The sequence below is a fragment of the Novosphingobium olei genome (assembly GCF_012927405.1).
Taxonomy (GTDB): Bacteria; Pseudomonadota; Alphaproteobacteria; order Sphingomonadales; family Sphingomonadaceae; genus Novosphingobium; species Novosphingobium olei.
In genome coordinates, this window is the sequence record NZ_JABBGM010000011.1 from 42,879 (window position 1) to 58,083 (window position 15,205).

Consider the following 15,205-nt stretch of genomic DNA (forward strand, 5'->3'; position numbering starts at 1 on the left):
TCCCCAGCGCGAACGCGTCGGACGAGTCAAGACGCGGGTGCCTTGGCAGGGCATTGGTTCACGCCTAGCATCTCGCGATCCAAAGCCGGAGTCATCGATGCGCCTGAAACTTCTGCCTGCTCTTGTCCTCGTATCGATCCCCGCGCTGGTTGCCGCACAATCCGCCACGCCCCGCTACCAACCATGGGGCCTGGAACTGCAGCATCTCGATACCAGCGTGAAGCCCGGTGACGATTTCTACGTCTACGCTCTCGGGACCTGGTTGAAGAATCAGCCAATCGCCGCCGACAAGGTTGGTACCGGCTACAACTATGACCTGCCTGACGAGATTGAGGGGCAGGTTCGGCGGATCGTGGAAGAATCCGCGGCGAAGCCTGCAACAGCCACCGAAAAGAAGGTCGGCGATTTCTACGCAGCATGGATGGACGAAGCCGCCGTCGAGGCGCACGGCACGCAACCTCTCAAGCCATGGCTCGCCAGGATCGATGCGATCCGCACGAGGCCTGAACTCGTCCGCCTGATGATGCGGCCGGGCTATCCGTCCCCCGTCAACATCGGCATCTCGGCCGATGTGGATGATCCGACCCGGTACATGGCGGATTCCGGTCAAGCTCGCCTCGGCTTGCCTACCCGTGATTATTACCTCCTGAAGGGTGAGAAGTACGACGCCATACGCGAGGCCTATCGCGCCTATCTGATCAAGATCCAGCAACTGGCTGGCATTCCGGACGCTGCCGCCAAGGCTGATCGGATCATCGCGCTGGAAACGCGGATCAGCCAGGACCAGTGGACGCCGGAACAGCTCCGCGACCCGGTAAAGACGCACAACCCGATGTCGCGCGCCCAACTTGCCAAGTTCGCGCCGGAACTTGACTGGAATGCGACGCTTGCGTCGATGGGACTTTCCAGCGCCGCCAAGGTCAATGTCTCTGAACCGAGCGCGGTGGCGGCCACGGCCAAGCGGTTGGGTGACGTGCCGCTTTCGACGTGGAAGGAGTGGATGACGGCCCGCTTCATTTCGGAAGTCGCGCCGTTCCTGCCCAAGCCGTTCGACCAGGCGAACTTCGATTTCTATAGCAAGACGCTGCGCGGCGTCGCCGAGCAACGCGCCCGCTGGAAGCGCGGGATGGCCCTGATCGACGATGCGCTTGGAGAAGCGGTCGGGGCAATCTACGTCCAGCGCTATTGGTCGCCCGTAACGCAGGCCAAGGCCGACGAACTCGTCAGCGACATGAAGGCGGCCTACAAGGAAAAGATCCAAGTCGCGACGTGGATGGACGAAGCCACGCGAAAGGCGGCGCTGGAAAAACTCGGCACGTTCGATCCGCGCGTGGGACACCCCGCCAAATGGATAGATTACACCACGCTCGCCGTCAGCCGCACCGATCCGCTGGCGAACCAGATGGCCGTCGCCGACTTCCAGTGGCAGCTTCAGTTGAAGCGCTTCCCCAAGCCGGTGGACCGGGGTCTGTGGTACATGACGCCCCAGACGGTGAACGCCTACTACGATCCCACGATGAACCAGATCACGTTGCCGGCGGCGATCCTGCAACCGCCGTTCTTCGATCCCAATGCCGACCCCGCCGTCAATTATGCCGAAACGGGTGCAACCACGATCGGCCACGAAATGGGCCACGGTTTCGACGATGAGGGGCGCCAGTTCGACGCGAAGGGACGACTGCGCGACTGGTGGTCCAAGGAAACGGCGGCCCAGTACACGGTCAAGGCTGACCGCCTTGCCGAGCAGTTCGACCAGTACGAGCCGATCCCGGGAGTCAAGATCAAAGGCCGTCTGACACTGGGCGAGAACCTTGCGGATCTCGGCGGCTTGGAAACCGCCTATGCCGCTTATCGCCGCTACGTCGCCCGCCATGGTGAACCGCCGGTGCTGAACGGCATGACCGGCGATCAGCGCTTCTTCCTCGCCTACGCCCACGCGTGGCAAGGCAAGCGACGGGACGAAGCGGTGCGCCAGCAGTTGCTCAGCGATCCTCACTCGCCGGACAAGTACCGGGTGAACGGCATCGTCCGGAACTTTGCGCCGTGGTACCAGGCGTTCGGCATCAAGCCGGGCGACGCGATGTACCTTCCCCCAGATCAGCGGGTCAGCATCTGGTAGGCTTTGATTTGGCGGAGACCAGTCGCTTGTGCACCCCACTGATGGCGATCAGTCCTGCTTATCCGGACGGGCTGTTTCAGGCATGGTCAGAAGCACAGGCAAAATGCACAGCGCGACGACCGCGATCATGGCCCCCGGCAGCGGTGCCCATCCCGTGCGACCGAGCAGCGTCTGGGCAACCCACGGGGCAAGGCCCCCGAAGATCGCAGTTGCGGTGGTCGCGCCGAAAGCAAGGCCGCTCAGGCGCCCCTCACCGGGAAACTGTTCGGCCGTTGCCACCGCGCCCACCGCGCTGACTGCGCCAGCCAGCGCAGCGAGCACCACGGCTGCGGTGGTGGCCAGCGCAAGCGAGGCATGGGTCATCAGGCCGAAGAGCGACGCCGGCAGAACCGCGGCCGCAAGCGCGCAGGCGATCAGCACCGGCTTTCGTCCGATCCGATCGGACAGCGCGCCAATGGGCGGCGTTACCACGATCACCGCAGCGGCGGCGATCGTCGCCAACTGCAGCGTCTGCGCTTCCTGCAACGCTCCGGTAGAGGTCAGGAACACCGGCACGTAAGTGATGCCGACGTAGTAGGTGATCGATCCAAGGGCGGAAATGGCAAACCCGCGCACGATGCCGGCGCGGTGATGGACAAGAGCGTGCCGCAATGGCTGGACAGGCACCGTACCGGCACGGCTCTGGCGTTCGAATTCGGGCGATTCCTCCATCGCGAACCGGGCTGCCAGTAACGCGCCTGCTAGGACTGCGCCGAACAGAAAGGGTATACGCCAACCCCACGCGACGAGATCGGCGTCGCTAAGCAGGCTGACGGTGAGCGCCGAGATACCGGCGGCGAGAAGCGCGCCGACCTCGCTTGCGGCGGAAGCAATCGAAGTGACAAGACCGCGCCGATGCGGTCGCGCCCCCTCCATCAGGTAGGCGACGACGCCGGTGTATTCGCCACCGACCGAGAAGCCCATCAGACACCGGATGAGCAAGAGCAGGCCACCGGCAATGTCGCCGGCCTGATCGCGTGTCGGAAGCAGCGCGGTTACCAGCATGGCGACGGTCATGAGCAGCATCGATGCCAGCATTGAGCGCCGACGGCCGAACCGATCGCCGACGTGGCCGAACACGATCGCCCCGATCGGCCGCATCAGGTAGGCGACTGCAAAGCCTCCCAGCGTGACCAGCACCCCCGACTGCCCGGCACCGAAGAATACGCGCGACAGCACCGCAGCAAGATAGAGGTAAAGCGTGAAATCGTACCATTCGACGATGGTTGAAAGCGCCGCGATGCCCTGCGAGGCGCGCGACATTACGGATGATTGGGCGTTCACGCCTCGTCCTCGTCTGTTCATCGCTTGAGGAACTAACACAGGCTTTGCTGGTTCACGCGATAATACGGTGTGGGGGAATTGAGGATGCCGCGCGGGCTGTGTTGAAAAGGCCACCGGGCCAGTCCGAACAGCACTTCGCCGACTTTGCGCCGTCCGCTCGGGCAGGAAATGTCCGCTGCAGCAGGAAGGCCGACTATGACCGAAACGCTTACCCGCCTCGACAGTCCCTTCGCACGCGATGTGGTGCGCGGGCTTGCCCAGCACCGCAAGACGATCCCTGCGCGCTATTTCTACGACATGCGCGGCTCCGAGCTGTTCGAGGAAATCACCCAGCTTCCCGAATATTACCCCACGCGCACCGAGCTCGGCCTGCTGCGCGACCATGCCGCCGATCTGGCGCGGTTCGCGGGCCGCCATCCGACGGTGATTGAATTCGGCGCGGGCTCTGCCACCAAGACCCCGTTGCTGCTGGATGCGGTCGCGGCGCAGACGTACGTGGGCATCGATATTTCGGCCGACTTCCTGGAAGAATCGACCGCCGCACTATCTGCCTCGCGTCCGGGGCTGGAGGTTGTTGCTGTGCCCGGCGATTTCACCCACGCGCTTGATCTTCCTCCACTGAAGGGGGAGCGGATCGGATTTTTCTCCGGCTCAACCATTGGCAATTTCGAACATCGCGCAGCCGTCGATCTGCTGCGCTCGTTCCGCGCGACGCTCGGCGAGGATGCCCTGCTGGTGATTGCGATCGACACGCGCAAAAACCCGCACCTGCTCGAAGCCGCATACGACGATGCCGCCGGCGTTACGGCCGAATTCAACCTCAACCTGCTGCGGCGGATCAACCGCGAATTGGAAGGCACGATCCCCGTCGAGGCATTCGAACATCGCGCCATTTGGCACGACGGACTGGGCCGGATCGAGATGCATTTGGTCGCGCGCGAGGATGTGACGTTCGAGGCAGCGGGCGAACATTTCGCCATGCGCGGGGGCGAGACGATCCACACCGAGAATAGCTACAAGTACACCCTGCCAGAAGCGCGTCTGCTGGCGCGAACCGCCGGGTGGGAGCCTCTGGCCTTCTGGACGGACGAGCGCGAGATGTTCGGGCTGCACGTCTGGACCACGGCCAAGGACGACATGCAGCCGTGAGCGGGCCCGTCCCTGCAGGTGCGGCCACGCTCTATGAATGCGCGACGCAAGTGTTGCGGCGCTTCCGCGAAGTTCGCGCCTACACTGAGGCACTAGTCGCGCCGCTATCGCCAGAGGACTGCCAGGTGCAGTCAATGCCCGACGTCAGCCCGGCTAAGTGGCACCTCGCCCACACGACGTGGTTCTTCGAGACGTTCCTGCTGCAGCCGCTACTGCCAAATTACCGGCCTTTCGATCCGGCCTATGCGGTTTTGTTCAACTCGTACTACGTCGGCGTGGGAGAGCGGCACCCGCGCGCCCATCGTGGCCTTCTTACTCGCCCCCGCCTGAACGAAGTCATGGACTATCGCGCGTACGTCAATCGCGCGATGGAACATCTGATGGAACAGCTGGCACCGTCGGCTTGGGGGCCGCTGGTGGAACTTGGCTGCCAGCACGAACAGCAGCATCAGGAGTTGATCCTGATGGACATCAAGCACGTGCTGTCCAGCAATCCGCTGCAACCCGCTTATGCGGATACCTTCGAACTGCAGCCGCTGGGTGAGGCGTTCGGCTGGCGGGAGCAGCCGGGCGGCCTTTACGAGATCGGGCATGGCGGAGCAGGCTTTCACTTCGACAACGAGACACCGCGCCATCGTGTCTGGCTGGAACCATTCGAGATGGCGACGCGGCTGGTAAAGGCGGGTGAATACACGGCGTTTATCGCCGATGGCGGCTATCACCGGCCAGAGCTGTGGCTGTCAGAAGGTTGGGACCTGGTCCAGCGCGAAGGATGGACCGCGCCGCTTTACTGGCAAGAAGAGGCCGATGGCTGGAGCCGGTTCACGCTGTGCGGCCGGCGCCCTGTCGATCCAGATCAGGCCGTGCTCCACGTCAGCCAATTCGAGGCAGACGCCTACGCCCGCTGGGCAGGCGCGCGCTTGCCGACGGAAGCCGAATGGGAAGTCGCGAGCGTTCACGGCGGGCTGCATGGCCTCTACAACCACGCCTGGCAATGGACTGCCTCAGCCTATCTTGGCTATCCGGGCTTTATGCCGCCTGAAGGCGCGGTAGGCGAATACAACGGCAAATTCATGAGCAACCAGATGGTGCTGCGCGGGGGATCGCTGGCGACACCAGACGGCCATGCGCGGGCAACCTACCGGAACTTCTTCCCTGCCTCTGCCCGCTGGGCTTTCAGCGGCATCCGTCTGGCCCGGTGATCAGCGCAGGGCGAAGTCGACGCAGGCGCGGCATTGCAGCACCAGTGGATCGACCAGCGGCAACACTGAAGACGCTGTGGTGATCGCCAGCGGCAGTTCGGTGCACCCCAGGATCACTGCCTCGCAACCTTGTGCAGCGTGGGCTTCTATCAACTGCGCGAAATAGCTGGTGAATGCTGCATCCATCTCGCCATTGGCAAGACGGGTCTGGATTGCGCCGATGCGGATGCGGTCTTCCTCTTGCGGGATGACCACCTCGATGCCGGCAGCCACCAACGGGTCGGCATAATAGCCGTCCTCCATGGTGAAGCGTGTGCCCAGCAGCAGCGCTTTGTGCGTACGACTTTCCAGCAAGTGCGCGCGCACGAGCATTATGGCGTGAAACATCGGCGGAGCTGCTGGCAAGCCGGGGGCCAGCTGGTCATAGATCTTGTGCAGGGTGTTGTTGGCGATCATCCAGCAATCCGGGGCAAAGCGCATCAACGTATCGATCTCGCGCCGCAACAGTGAAGGGATCACGCTCCAGTCCGCCGAATAGGCACTTCGGATGTGGTGATAGTCGATGCTGTAAAGCACGATCCGCGCCGAATGCCTCTCACCCAGGCGGCTCTCAACCTCCTCGTTGAGCAACCGATATGGCAGGATGGTCGAAGGCCAGTTGGTTCCGCCCAGCACGCCGATCAACTTCATAGCGTTTCCTTTGCAGCGCTCCGCAACAGGCGCTGCCGCTCGCACGCCCGTTCCAGTGCCGGTCTGCAGGCAGTCGCCGCCATCACGGCCCCTCCGATGGCGACCACCCTCCACCGAGCGCCTGATACAGGCTGATTCGCGCCGAATAGGCGTCGGCCTTCGTCTGGATCAGCGCAAGCTCTGCCGACAGCAACCCGCGCTGCGTGTCGAGCTGTTCCAGCAAGGGCGAATACCCTTCGCGATAGCGGTTGGTGGCCAATCGATTGGCTTCGGCAAGTGTATCGCGCTGTCGTGTCTGGATATGGACCTGACGATCCTGTCCGTCGACGGCGGCAAGCGCATCGTTCACCTCGCGGAAGGCGGTAAGGGCCGCCTTGCGGTAAGCGAAGGCAGCCGCGTCGCGCTGGGCTGCGGCTGTCCCAACGCCCGCCCGCAGTCGCCCACCCTCGAACAGCGGAGCAAGGATGCTTCCGCCCACCGACCAAAGCGCGATGGGCCCTGACAGCAGCGAGGAGAACGCTGCACCGGTCGACGCCGAAAGCTTCACTTGTGGGAGGAAGCGCTTGCGCGCGGCGGCGAGATTGCTGTCGCTGGCCGCGAGCTGATATTCGGCCTGAGCCACATCCGGGCGGCGTCGCAGGAGTTCGGACGGTAGCGAACCCGGCAACGGCGGACGGGAAAGGGCATCAAGCCCGCGCCCCCGCTCCACCGGTCCCGGCACCCTGCCGACCAGCACGCTCAGCGCGTTTTCCTGGCGAGCCCTCGCCTGCTCGATCGCCGGAATCAGCAGCAGCGCGGACTGATAGTCCACTTCGGCCTGCTGAAGCTCCAGCTTGGGCGAATAGCCGGTCTCGACCCGTCGCGCGATCAGATCGCGCGCGCCCTTGCGGATATCCGAAGTGCGGCGCGCGAGTGCGAGCCTGTCGTCCAGCGCCAGCAGCGCCACGTACGCACTAGCCGTTGCCGATGCGACCGACAGCCGCGCCGCATCTCGCGCCGCCGCGCTTGCCAGCCAGGCCGACCGCGCGGCGCTGACCTGATCCGAAAGCCGGCCGAACAGGTCGATCTCCCATGCCGCCTGGAGTTGTGGCTGGGCCGCGCGCTGTTCGACCGGCTGGCCAAACGCGTTGACGCTGCGCGAATCCGATGCGCCAACGCCGGTGTCGAGCGTCGGCAGGAGGGCGGACCGGGCAAGATCCTGCTGCGCACGCGCTTCGCGCACCCGCGCCGCCGCGATCGCGACATCCGCGTTCCGGGCGAGAGCTTGCTCGACGAGTGACGATAGCTGAGGGTCCCCGAATCCTCGCCACCATTCGGCATCGATTGGAACGCCGGGACCAAGGTCAAGCCGCCAGCCCTGCGGTGGAACTACCGGAGGTATCTTTGCGGTCTCCACGTTCGGCCCTGCGCAGGCCGTCGCGAGCAAGGGGAGAACAAGCGCGATCCCGCGGATCATTTCGAGGTGTCCACGCGGGCCTCGACAGACATGCCAGGGCGCAGCCTGCGTGCCGCCGTCTGGCCCGGATCGACCCGGATGCGCACGGCAATGCGCTGGGCGACCTTGACGAAGTTGCCCGTTGCGTTGTCCGCCTTCAGCACGGCAAATTCCGAACCGGCAGCGGGGGAAATATTCTCGACGTGGCCGGTCAGCTCCTCTCCGGCAAGCGCATCAACGGTAAACCGGGCCGGCTGGCCAACCGCCATTCGGGCGGTCTGCGCCTCCTTGAAATTGGCGATGACCCAGATGTCGTTGGGAACCAGGAACAGCAACTGCGTGCCGGCGGTCACGAATGCGCCAAGCCGGACGCCGATCTCCGAAAGCTGGCCATCTTCCGGTGCGCGGATCACGGTGTTTTCAAGATCGACCTGCGCGGCGTGAAGCTGCGCGCGCGCGGCTTCCACGCTGGCCGCAAGCCCGCCGCGGCCGACCAAGACACTGCGGACGTCCTGTTCGCCAACGCCCCTTGCCGCCTGTGCCTGTTGAACGGCCGCCTGGGCCGCCAGCAGCGCCGCGCGCGTCTGGTCCCTTTCGCGCTCGGAGATGGAGCCGTCCCGAACAAGCGCGCTTGCGCGATCCATGTCCGCCCGCGCCTTCACCAGTTGCGCCTGCGCACTGGCGATTGCGGCATCCTGGCCGCCAATGGCAGCCTTGCGCGATTTCTCGCTCTGTTGCGAATTGGCCAGTGCCGCTTCCTGTGCGGCCAGGTTTGCCTGCGCCTGCTCTACCTTGGCGCGATACTGGCGGTCATCCACGACGGCGATCGCCTGTCCCTTGCGGACACGGGCGAAATCCTTGACGAGCACTTGCGTCACATAGCCGCTGACTTGCGGGCTGATCACCGTGACCTTGCCGCGGACATACGCGTTGTCGGTCGATTGGGACAGGCTCGCAAACGGCGGCAAATGCCAGGCATAGAGGATCGCCGCCACCGATCCGAGCAGCGCCACCACCACCAGCACCAGCCGCGCCCCAGTCGGCCGCTGCGGTCGCCAACTGTCAGACGGACCCGGATCCGCGGCCGCAGGAGGGGTGGGCGTGGACGCATCTGCACCGATCGCCGGTTGTGTCATTCGGAAGTCCTTGAAGGTGTGGGGTCCGCAGCTGGCGAAGGGGATGTAGCCGCTGCTGCCGCTGCCTGCTGCATGCGCTGCAGCCTGACCAGCGGCGATTCCTCGCCCGACCGGACGATGCGCCAGCGGATCAGGATCGACCACGCCACCGCACATACGGCCAGAATGCCAAGCAGTAGGAACACGTCGTTGAAGGCCAGGATATTGGCTTCGCGCGTTGCCTGTTGCGAAAGTATCGCGGCGCCCTCGGCGCTGCGCAAAACCGGATCGCCGATGGTTCTTGCAACAAGCCGCCCGCCCGCCGCGATGCGCGCCGCAACCTGCGGATCGGTCATCACGATGCCTTGCACGATCTCGGCCGAATGCATCTTCTCGCGCACCGTCTGGAAGGTGCCTAGCAGTGCACCGCCAACAAGCCCGCCAAGCGACTGGCTCATGCTGAACAGCACAATGAAACTGACGAAGTTGCGCGGGCCGGCCAGCAGCGTGCGCGCAAGGCCGATCACCATCGCCTGGCTCAGGAACAGCACGCTGGCAAACCCGATCAGCGCCTGGCTGAGGTAGAAGTTCTCGGGCCTGGTTAAGTTCGTAGCGTCCGCATCGAGAAATGCGCCGATCGCGATCAAGACCAGCGATATCGTGATCGGGCGGGTGACGTTGGCAGGATTGAGCGTGACCAGCGCCGTGACCAGCCCCGCAATCGAGGCTGCAATGATGATGAGGTTCAGTCCGACCATCTGTTCGTTGGTCATGCCGACCGCCGTCAGCAGGCCGACCGATCCGAACGCCTGTTCGGAAAGCAGGATGCGCACGGCCGCAGCGATCGACATCAGCCGCAGCATCTCACGGGTGCCCAGCCACCGGGTGTTGATCAGTGGGCTCTTGCGGAAATGCTCGAACACGAAGGCGGTGGTCACCATCACCAAACCGCCGGCCAGCGCGTATCCCATCCACGGGCGCGAGGTCCACCACTCGATCCGCCCCTGGCTGAGTACGGCGATCAGCATCGCCATTCCCGGCACGAGCAACAGCACGCTGATGATGTCTCCCTTCTCGAACGCCTTGACACGCTCACTTGGCGGCAAGGGCAAAGCGACGATCGCGGCTAGGCAAGAGAGGCCCAGCCCAAGTTCGAACCAGTAGAGCATGTGCCAGTCGCCCGACAAAAGCAGGCTGGGAGATAGCGCGCGCGCCAGCGGTGTCGCAATCTGGGGAACGGATATGCCGATCATGAGGCCGGCCAGGCGCTTGGTCGCCGGCATGGCCTGCATGAGATAAAGCACCGTCAGCGACGATAGCGCGCTTCCCGCAAGCCCACCGGCCGCACGTACCGCGATTGCCGACCAGAACCCGTGAACGAATAGATGGAATATGGTCGCAACGACATAGATGCCCAGCATCCAGCGTATGAACGGCTGCAATCCGAATTGCTGGCGGTATTTCACGAGCACCAGGTTGGCCGACGTGTTGGTCATCAGGTACGCGGCCGTCAGCCAGGTCGCCTCGTCAGGTCCGAGGCCCAGCGTTCCTTGTGCGAAAGGCAGGTTGACTGCCACCAGCGCACTGCCAAGACCGCCTGCCAGCCCTATCAGAACGCCGATCCCAAAGTACGCGATACGCCGCGCCTTTGGATGATCCGGATTGGCCGGCGATCCCGGAAGAGTCGGCCGCTCATGCGGCTTGAACTCATAGGCCGCAGCCTGCGCCATGTATTTCCGATCCCCAGCGTGCCCGGCGCCCGGCCGTCATATGGGGCCGGGAGCGTCGTCGCGCGGAATACTCAGATGTCGCTTCTCGGTTCCCGGAATGTTTGCATCGCGCGGCTCATCATCCCCTGCGCCAGGCATGGTATCTTTCGACGAAGCCCAGCACGCGGTGCGGCACATGCGCTTTGCGCCATTCGCCGGCTGCGAACTTATTCGCCTCGATCATCGTCGGATAGGCGTGGATCGTCCCCATGATCTTCTTCAGCCCGAGCCCGTGCTTCATCGCCAGCACGTACTCGCCCAGCAATTCACCCGCGTGTTCGCCAACGATGGTGACGCCAAGGATACGGTCCTTGCCGGGAACGCTGAGCACCTTGACGAAGCCGGTGGTCGCGCCTTCGATGATCGCACGCTCGAAGTGGTCGAGATGGTAGATCGTCACCTCGTGCGCGATCCCCTGCCCCTTCGCCTCGCGCTCGTTCAGCCCGACGCGGGCAATCTCCGGGTCGATGTAGGTCGTTCGCGGAATGACGCGGTAGTCGGCCTTGAACTTCCGGAACTGACCGAACAGCGCGTTCACGGCCGCGTACCAGGCCTGATGCGATGCGGTATGGGTGAACTGGAAGGGCCCTGCGACGTCGCCCGCTGCAAAGATGTTCGGAAATTCGGTCGCGAGATATTCGTCGGTCACCACAGTGCGGTCGGTCGAAATGCCAAGCTCTTCCAGACCATAGCCAGACAACCGCGCCTTGCGACCAACCGCAACGATCAGCGCGTCGAACCCAATCGTCCGCTCGCCCTGCGGGCCCTTGACGATCAGGCTGCGCGCATCACCTGCCCCTTCGACCCGCACGGCGGCATGGCTGGTCAGCACCTCGATCCCGCTCTGTTCAAGCGCGGCTTTTGCCAAGGCGGAAACGTCGTCGTCTTCGCTGGCAAGAACACGCTCGGCCATTTCGACCTGCACCACCTTCCCGCCCAGCCGGGCCATCGCCTGCGCCAGCTCGCAGCCAATCGCGCCACCGCCGAGCACCACGATTTTCTCGGGTACGCGATCGAGCTTAGAGAAAGCGTCCCACAGCGTATCGCTGGTGAGATATCCCGAGCCTTCAAGCCCGGGCAGCGGGGGAACGACCGGTTCGGCGCCGGCGGCAATCACGATCGAACGGGTCGTCAGAAACTGAACCGAACCATCGGCGCACTTGATCTCCACTCTCCAGGGATCGACGATCCGCGCGTATCCCTGAACAACGTCGACACCCAGCCCCGTGTAGCGCTCTACGCTGTCATGCGGCTCGATCTTGGTGATCACATCGCGTACCCGCGCCATCACGCCGCGGAAATCCACCCGGGGCTCCGCACCCGCAATACCGTAGGCATCGGCATGACGGATGGTATCGGCAACGGACGCGCTCTTGATCAGCGCCTTGCTTGGGACGCAGCCATAGTTAAGGCAATCACCGCCCATCTTGTGGGCTTCGACCAGCGTTACCTTCGCCTTCACCGTCGCACCGATGATCGAAGTGACAAGACCAGCTGCGCCAGCGCCGATCACCACCATGTTGCGATCATAGCGCTTTGGCCGGCTGAAACCTGCATAGACCCTGCGCCGCTTGATCGCGTTCATGATCGCCCTGCCCGCCCACGGCAGCAATCCCAGGGCAGCGAACGACAGCAGCAGCGCAGGCGATGCAACGTCCTTCAGGCTCTGAATCTCGGCAAGCCTCGTCCCCGCATTCACATAGACCGCCGTGCCTAGCAGCATGCCGACCTGGCTGACCCAGAAGAACGTCCACACGCGGATGGGTGTCAGCCCCATGGCTAGGTTGATCACGAAGAACGGGAAGACCGGCACCAGCCTCAGCGAGAACAGGTAGAAAGCTCCGTCGCGCTCTATCCCGGCATTGAGCGCCTTGAGTTTGTCGCCAAAGCGCGCCTGGACCGCATCACGGAAAAGGTACCGTGAGGACAGGAACGAGAGCGTCGCCCCCACGGTCGAAGCCACTGACGACAGGACGAGGCCGACGCCCAGGCCGAAAATGGCGCCAGCAGCCAGCGTAAGGATCGCGGCGCCGGGAAACGAGATCGCCGTAAGCACGACGTAGAGCAGGACGAACAGCCCGGCGACCTTGGCAGGCGACGCCTGATAGGCCGCATCGATCGCACCCTGCTGCGCCTTCAGATTCGCCAGCGTCAGCATCTGGGCCACATCGAAGTGAACGAATGCCGCAATCGCCACGACGAGTGCGAGCAGGATAGCGATGCGTTTCATGCTGCGGTTCCGTTGCAGTGATGATCGTCGTCTTCGGCAATCGTGGCGTAGTTGCGCGCCGCCTCTCCAAGCATGTCGACATGCTCGCCAAAGCGCGCGCAGGCCGGGCAGACCACACCGTGGATCTTGACCCGCAGCCGTTCGAGCCGGGTCAGATTGCGTTCGCGCTGCTGCGAAAGAAGGAAGGTCGCATCGTGGCAGTTCATGGCGTTGGCGCTTTCCTGGAAAACCAGCGCTTCTCCATGCAATCGCGCAAGGCCAGGCGCGCGCGATGGAGGATGACATAGACATTGGCAGTCGACAGACCGAGTTCGTCACAGATGTCGTCGACGGGAAGCTCCACGACTTCACGCATCAGGAAAACGCGGCCCTGCTGCGGGGGCAGGCAATTGAGGCATGCATCGAACATTCTCAGGAACTGGCGGCTGTGAATGGCGGCTTCCGGATCTTCCCATGACGCGGGTCGCGCGGCATTGCGCCACACGCCGAAGCGGTTGAACAGATCGGGCAAGGGCTCGTCCGCAGGTTCCTGTTCAAGCTGGCTTGCCGGCAGGGGCCCGCGACGCCTCTGGCGCAGAATGTCGGCCACCTTGTTCTTCAGGATCGCGATCAGCCACGTCTTGAGAGCGGCTTCCGCCCGGAACGCCCGCGCATTGCGCAGGGCGCCCGCGATCGCTTCCTGCACCGCATCCTCGGCTTCGTCGTCATTACCAAGCTGGAGCCGGGCAAAGCGCACAAGATCGGGACGCACCGCGCGCACAAAAGTATCGTCGATCACGATCTGCATCGCACCAGCGGATGCCTGCCTTGCGATCAGTTGCTCCACGCCATGCCCTTCGCGCCGGAGCCGAGCCTTGCCCATTCCCTGACGAACCGCCGATCGATATGGTTCTTCAACCGCTGGGCCCAGCGCCCGGCCATCGCAACGCTTCCCCACGACAGGATGGCACGGCTATCACCCGTTGAAAGCAGATACAGGCTCCGGCGGCGGGGGCGATAGACGCGAAGCCGCGCACCGGCATCGCGCAAAGTTCGGCGCAGGTTTTCCGCGAGCACGGGCCCCATATGCACGGCATGGACGCCGGACCGCGCCACCGTTCGACCGCCCCGACGATCCCGCCAGCTAGCAATATCTCCCGCGGCAAACACATGGGGATGCGACTGGCTGCGCAGGTCCGGGCCAACCGAAACGAACCCCTGCCCGTCAAGTTGCAGGCCCGAATTGCGAAGCCAGCGTGGCGCTCGTGTTCCGGTCGCGGCAACGACACACCCTGCCGGGATGCGCCGGCCGCTATCCAGCAACAGGCCATCGGGCGTTGCGGAGGCATGCCCTTCCACAAGCTCGACACCGGCATGTGCCAATCGCTCTTGCGCCAGACGACGCGCACGACTTGAATGCCCTGGCAACAGCGCCTCCGTATCCGAAACAAGCATCACCGGCGCGGCGCAGCTGCCCGCAAGGGTGGAACTGATCGCAAGCGCCAATTCGACTCCTGCCGCTCCGCCGCCAACAACCGCAACGCGAAATCCCGGCGTCCTTGTCGCCGTGTCGCGAACCAAGGGCCATCGTCGCACAAGATCGGGCATCGGCCGCACGGGCAGCAGTCTCGGGCCGAGATCGGCCAGGGTCGACGTGTCGATCTCTCCACCGGTCGCGATCGACAACAGGTCGAACGACAAGCGCTCGCCATTGTTCAGAACGACCTCGCGCTGGTTCGCATCCATCCCCACCACCGAGCCAATGATGCAGTCGATCCCGGCGCGGTCCGCCAGCGAAACCAGATCGATCCGGAGGTCCTCGGCGGCCGCCGGATCCGTGATCCAGGCCGGCACCATCCCGGAATAGATCAGGTATCGCTCGCTAGTGATCAGCGATGTCTCGATGCCGTGCGGCGGCCGCGCAATCCAGCTCTTGAGCACGCCGAGGTGCGCGTGCCCACCGCCGGCGAGCAACAGCCGGATCGGCCGCCCGTTCGACGACTTCTGACCAGACCATCCCGGTGTCACGACAATCGCCCCTTCCCCCCGTGCCCCTGAGCCCATTGGTCGCACCATCGGCGCGATCCTTACAGCGTTTTTGACGCGGTATCTTTTGCTGGCGAATATCGCCGCTGGTGTAAGAATGCGCGCTGCGCACCGACCAAAGCCTGCACGGTCGGTAGCGACGGTAAAT

At 64.0% G+C, this 15,205-nt stretch carries 12 protein-coding genes; 3 read left to right on the forward strand and 9 right to left on the reverse strand.

What is annotated here, in order from left to right:
* Positions 1-97 precede the first annotated feature (97 nt).
* Positions 98-2,119 carry a M13 family metallopeptidase gene (locus tag HHL27_RS18250; RefSeq protein ID WP_169494826.1) on the forward strand — a complete coding sequence of 674 codons (2,022 nt, stop codon included), beginning with the start codon at positions 98-100 and terminating at the stop codon, positions 2,117-2,119.
* A 48-nt stretch (positions 2,120-2,167) separates the two neighbouring features.
* On the opposite strand, the gene HHL27_RS18255 is transcribed toward HHL27_RS18250, so the two are convergent.
* Positions 2,168-3,421 carry an MFS transporter gene (locus tag HHL27_RS18255; protein WP_206069703.1) on the reverse strand — a complete coding sequence of 418 codons (1,254 nt, stop codon included), beginning with the start codon at positions 3,419-3,421 and terminating at the stop codon, positions 2,168-2,170.
* A 216-nt stretch (positions 3,422-3,637) separates the two neighbouring features.
* On the opposite strand from HHL27_RS18255, the gene egtD reads away from it, so the two are divergent.
* Both egtD and egtB read left to right on the forward strand, forming a co-directional pair.
* On the forward strand, positions 3,638-4,591 hold the full coding sequence (gene egtD, locus HHL27_RS18260; RefSeq protein WP_169494828.1) for an L-histidine N(alpha)-methyltransferase: 954 nt from the start codon (positions 3,638-3,640) through the stop codon (positions 4,589-4,591).
* Positions 4,588-5,793: an ergothioneine biosynthesis protein EgtB gene (gene egtB, locus HHL27_RS18265; RefSeq protein ID WP_420874079.1), complete on the forward strand. Its 1,206-nt coding sequence runs from the start codon at positions 4,588-4,590 to the stop codon at positions 5,791-5,793. The genes egtD and egtB overlap by 4 nt, the downstream gene beginning before the upstream one ends.
* Here egtB and HHL27_RS18270 read toward each other — a convergent pair whose 3' ends face one another.
* From HHL27_RS18270 to HHL27_RS18305, 8 genes are all read right to left on the reverse strand, one after another.
* Complete coding sequence (locus HHL27_RS18270; RefSeq protein WP_169494829.1) at positions 5,794-6,483, reverse strand: aspartate/glutamate racemase family protein; 690 nt, start codon at positions 6,481-6,483, stop codon at positions 5,794-5,796.
* Between the two features lie 82 nt (positions 6,484-6,565).
* Positions 6,566-7,939: an efflux transporter outer membrane subunit gene (locus HHL27_RS18275; RefSeq protein WP_169494830.1), complete on the reverse strand. Its 1,374-nt coding sequence runs from the start codon at positions 7,937-7,939 to the stop codon at positions 6,566-6,568.
* Positions 7,936-9,054 carry an HlyD family secretion protein gene (locus HHL27_RS18280; RefSeq protein ID WP_169494831.1) on the reverse strand — a complete coding sequence of 373 codons (1,119 nt, stop codon included), beginning with the start codon at positions 9,052-9,054 and terminating at the stop codon, positions 7,936-7,938. Before HHL27_RS18280 ends, HHL27_RS18275 begins: the two co-directional genes overlap by 4 nt.
* Entirely contained in the window at positions 9,051-10,763 is a 1,713-nt protein-coding gene (locus tag HHL27_RS18285) for an MFS transporter (protein ID WP_169494832.1), read from the reverse strand. Before HHL27_RS18285 ends, HHL27_RS18280 begins: the two co-directional genes overlap by 4 nt.
* Before the next feature lie 118 nt (positions 10,764-10,881).
* On the reverse strand, positions 10,882-13,032 hold the full coding sequence (locus tag HHL27_RS18290; protein ID WP_169494833.1) for an FAD-dependent oxidoreductase: 2,151 nt from the start codon (positions 13,030-13,032) through the stop codon (positions 10,882-10,884).
* A complete protein-coding gene (locus HHL27_RS18295; RefSeq protein WP_169494834.1) occupies positions 13,029-13,238 on the reverse strand; it encodes an anti-sigma factor family protein in 210 nt (69 codons plus the stop codon). Before HHL27_RS18295 ends, HHL27_RS18290 begins: the two co-directional genes overlap by 4 nt.
* The gene (locus HHL27_RS18300; RefSeq protein WP_338114945.1) at positions 13,235-13,858 is read right to left on the reverse strand and encodes a sigma-70 family RNA polymerase sigma factor; all 624 of its coding nucleotides are present in this window, start codon (positions 13,856-13,858) and stop codon (positions 13,235-13,237) included. The genes HHL27_RS18295 and HHL27_RS18300 overlap by 4 nt, the downstream gene beginning before the upstream one ends.
* Positions 13,846-15,087: an FAD-dependent oxidoreductase gene (locus HHL27_RS18305; protein ID WP_206069696.1), complete on the reverse strand. Its 1,242-nt coding sequence runs from the start codon at positions 15,085-15,087 to the stop codon at positions 13,846-13,848. Before HHL27_RS18305 ends, HHL27_RS18300 begins: the two co-directional genes overlap by 13 nt.
* Positions 15,088-15,205: the final 118 nt, after the last annotated feature.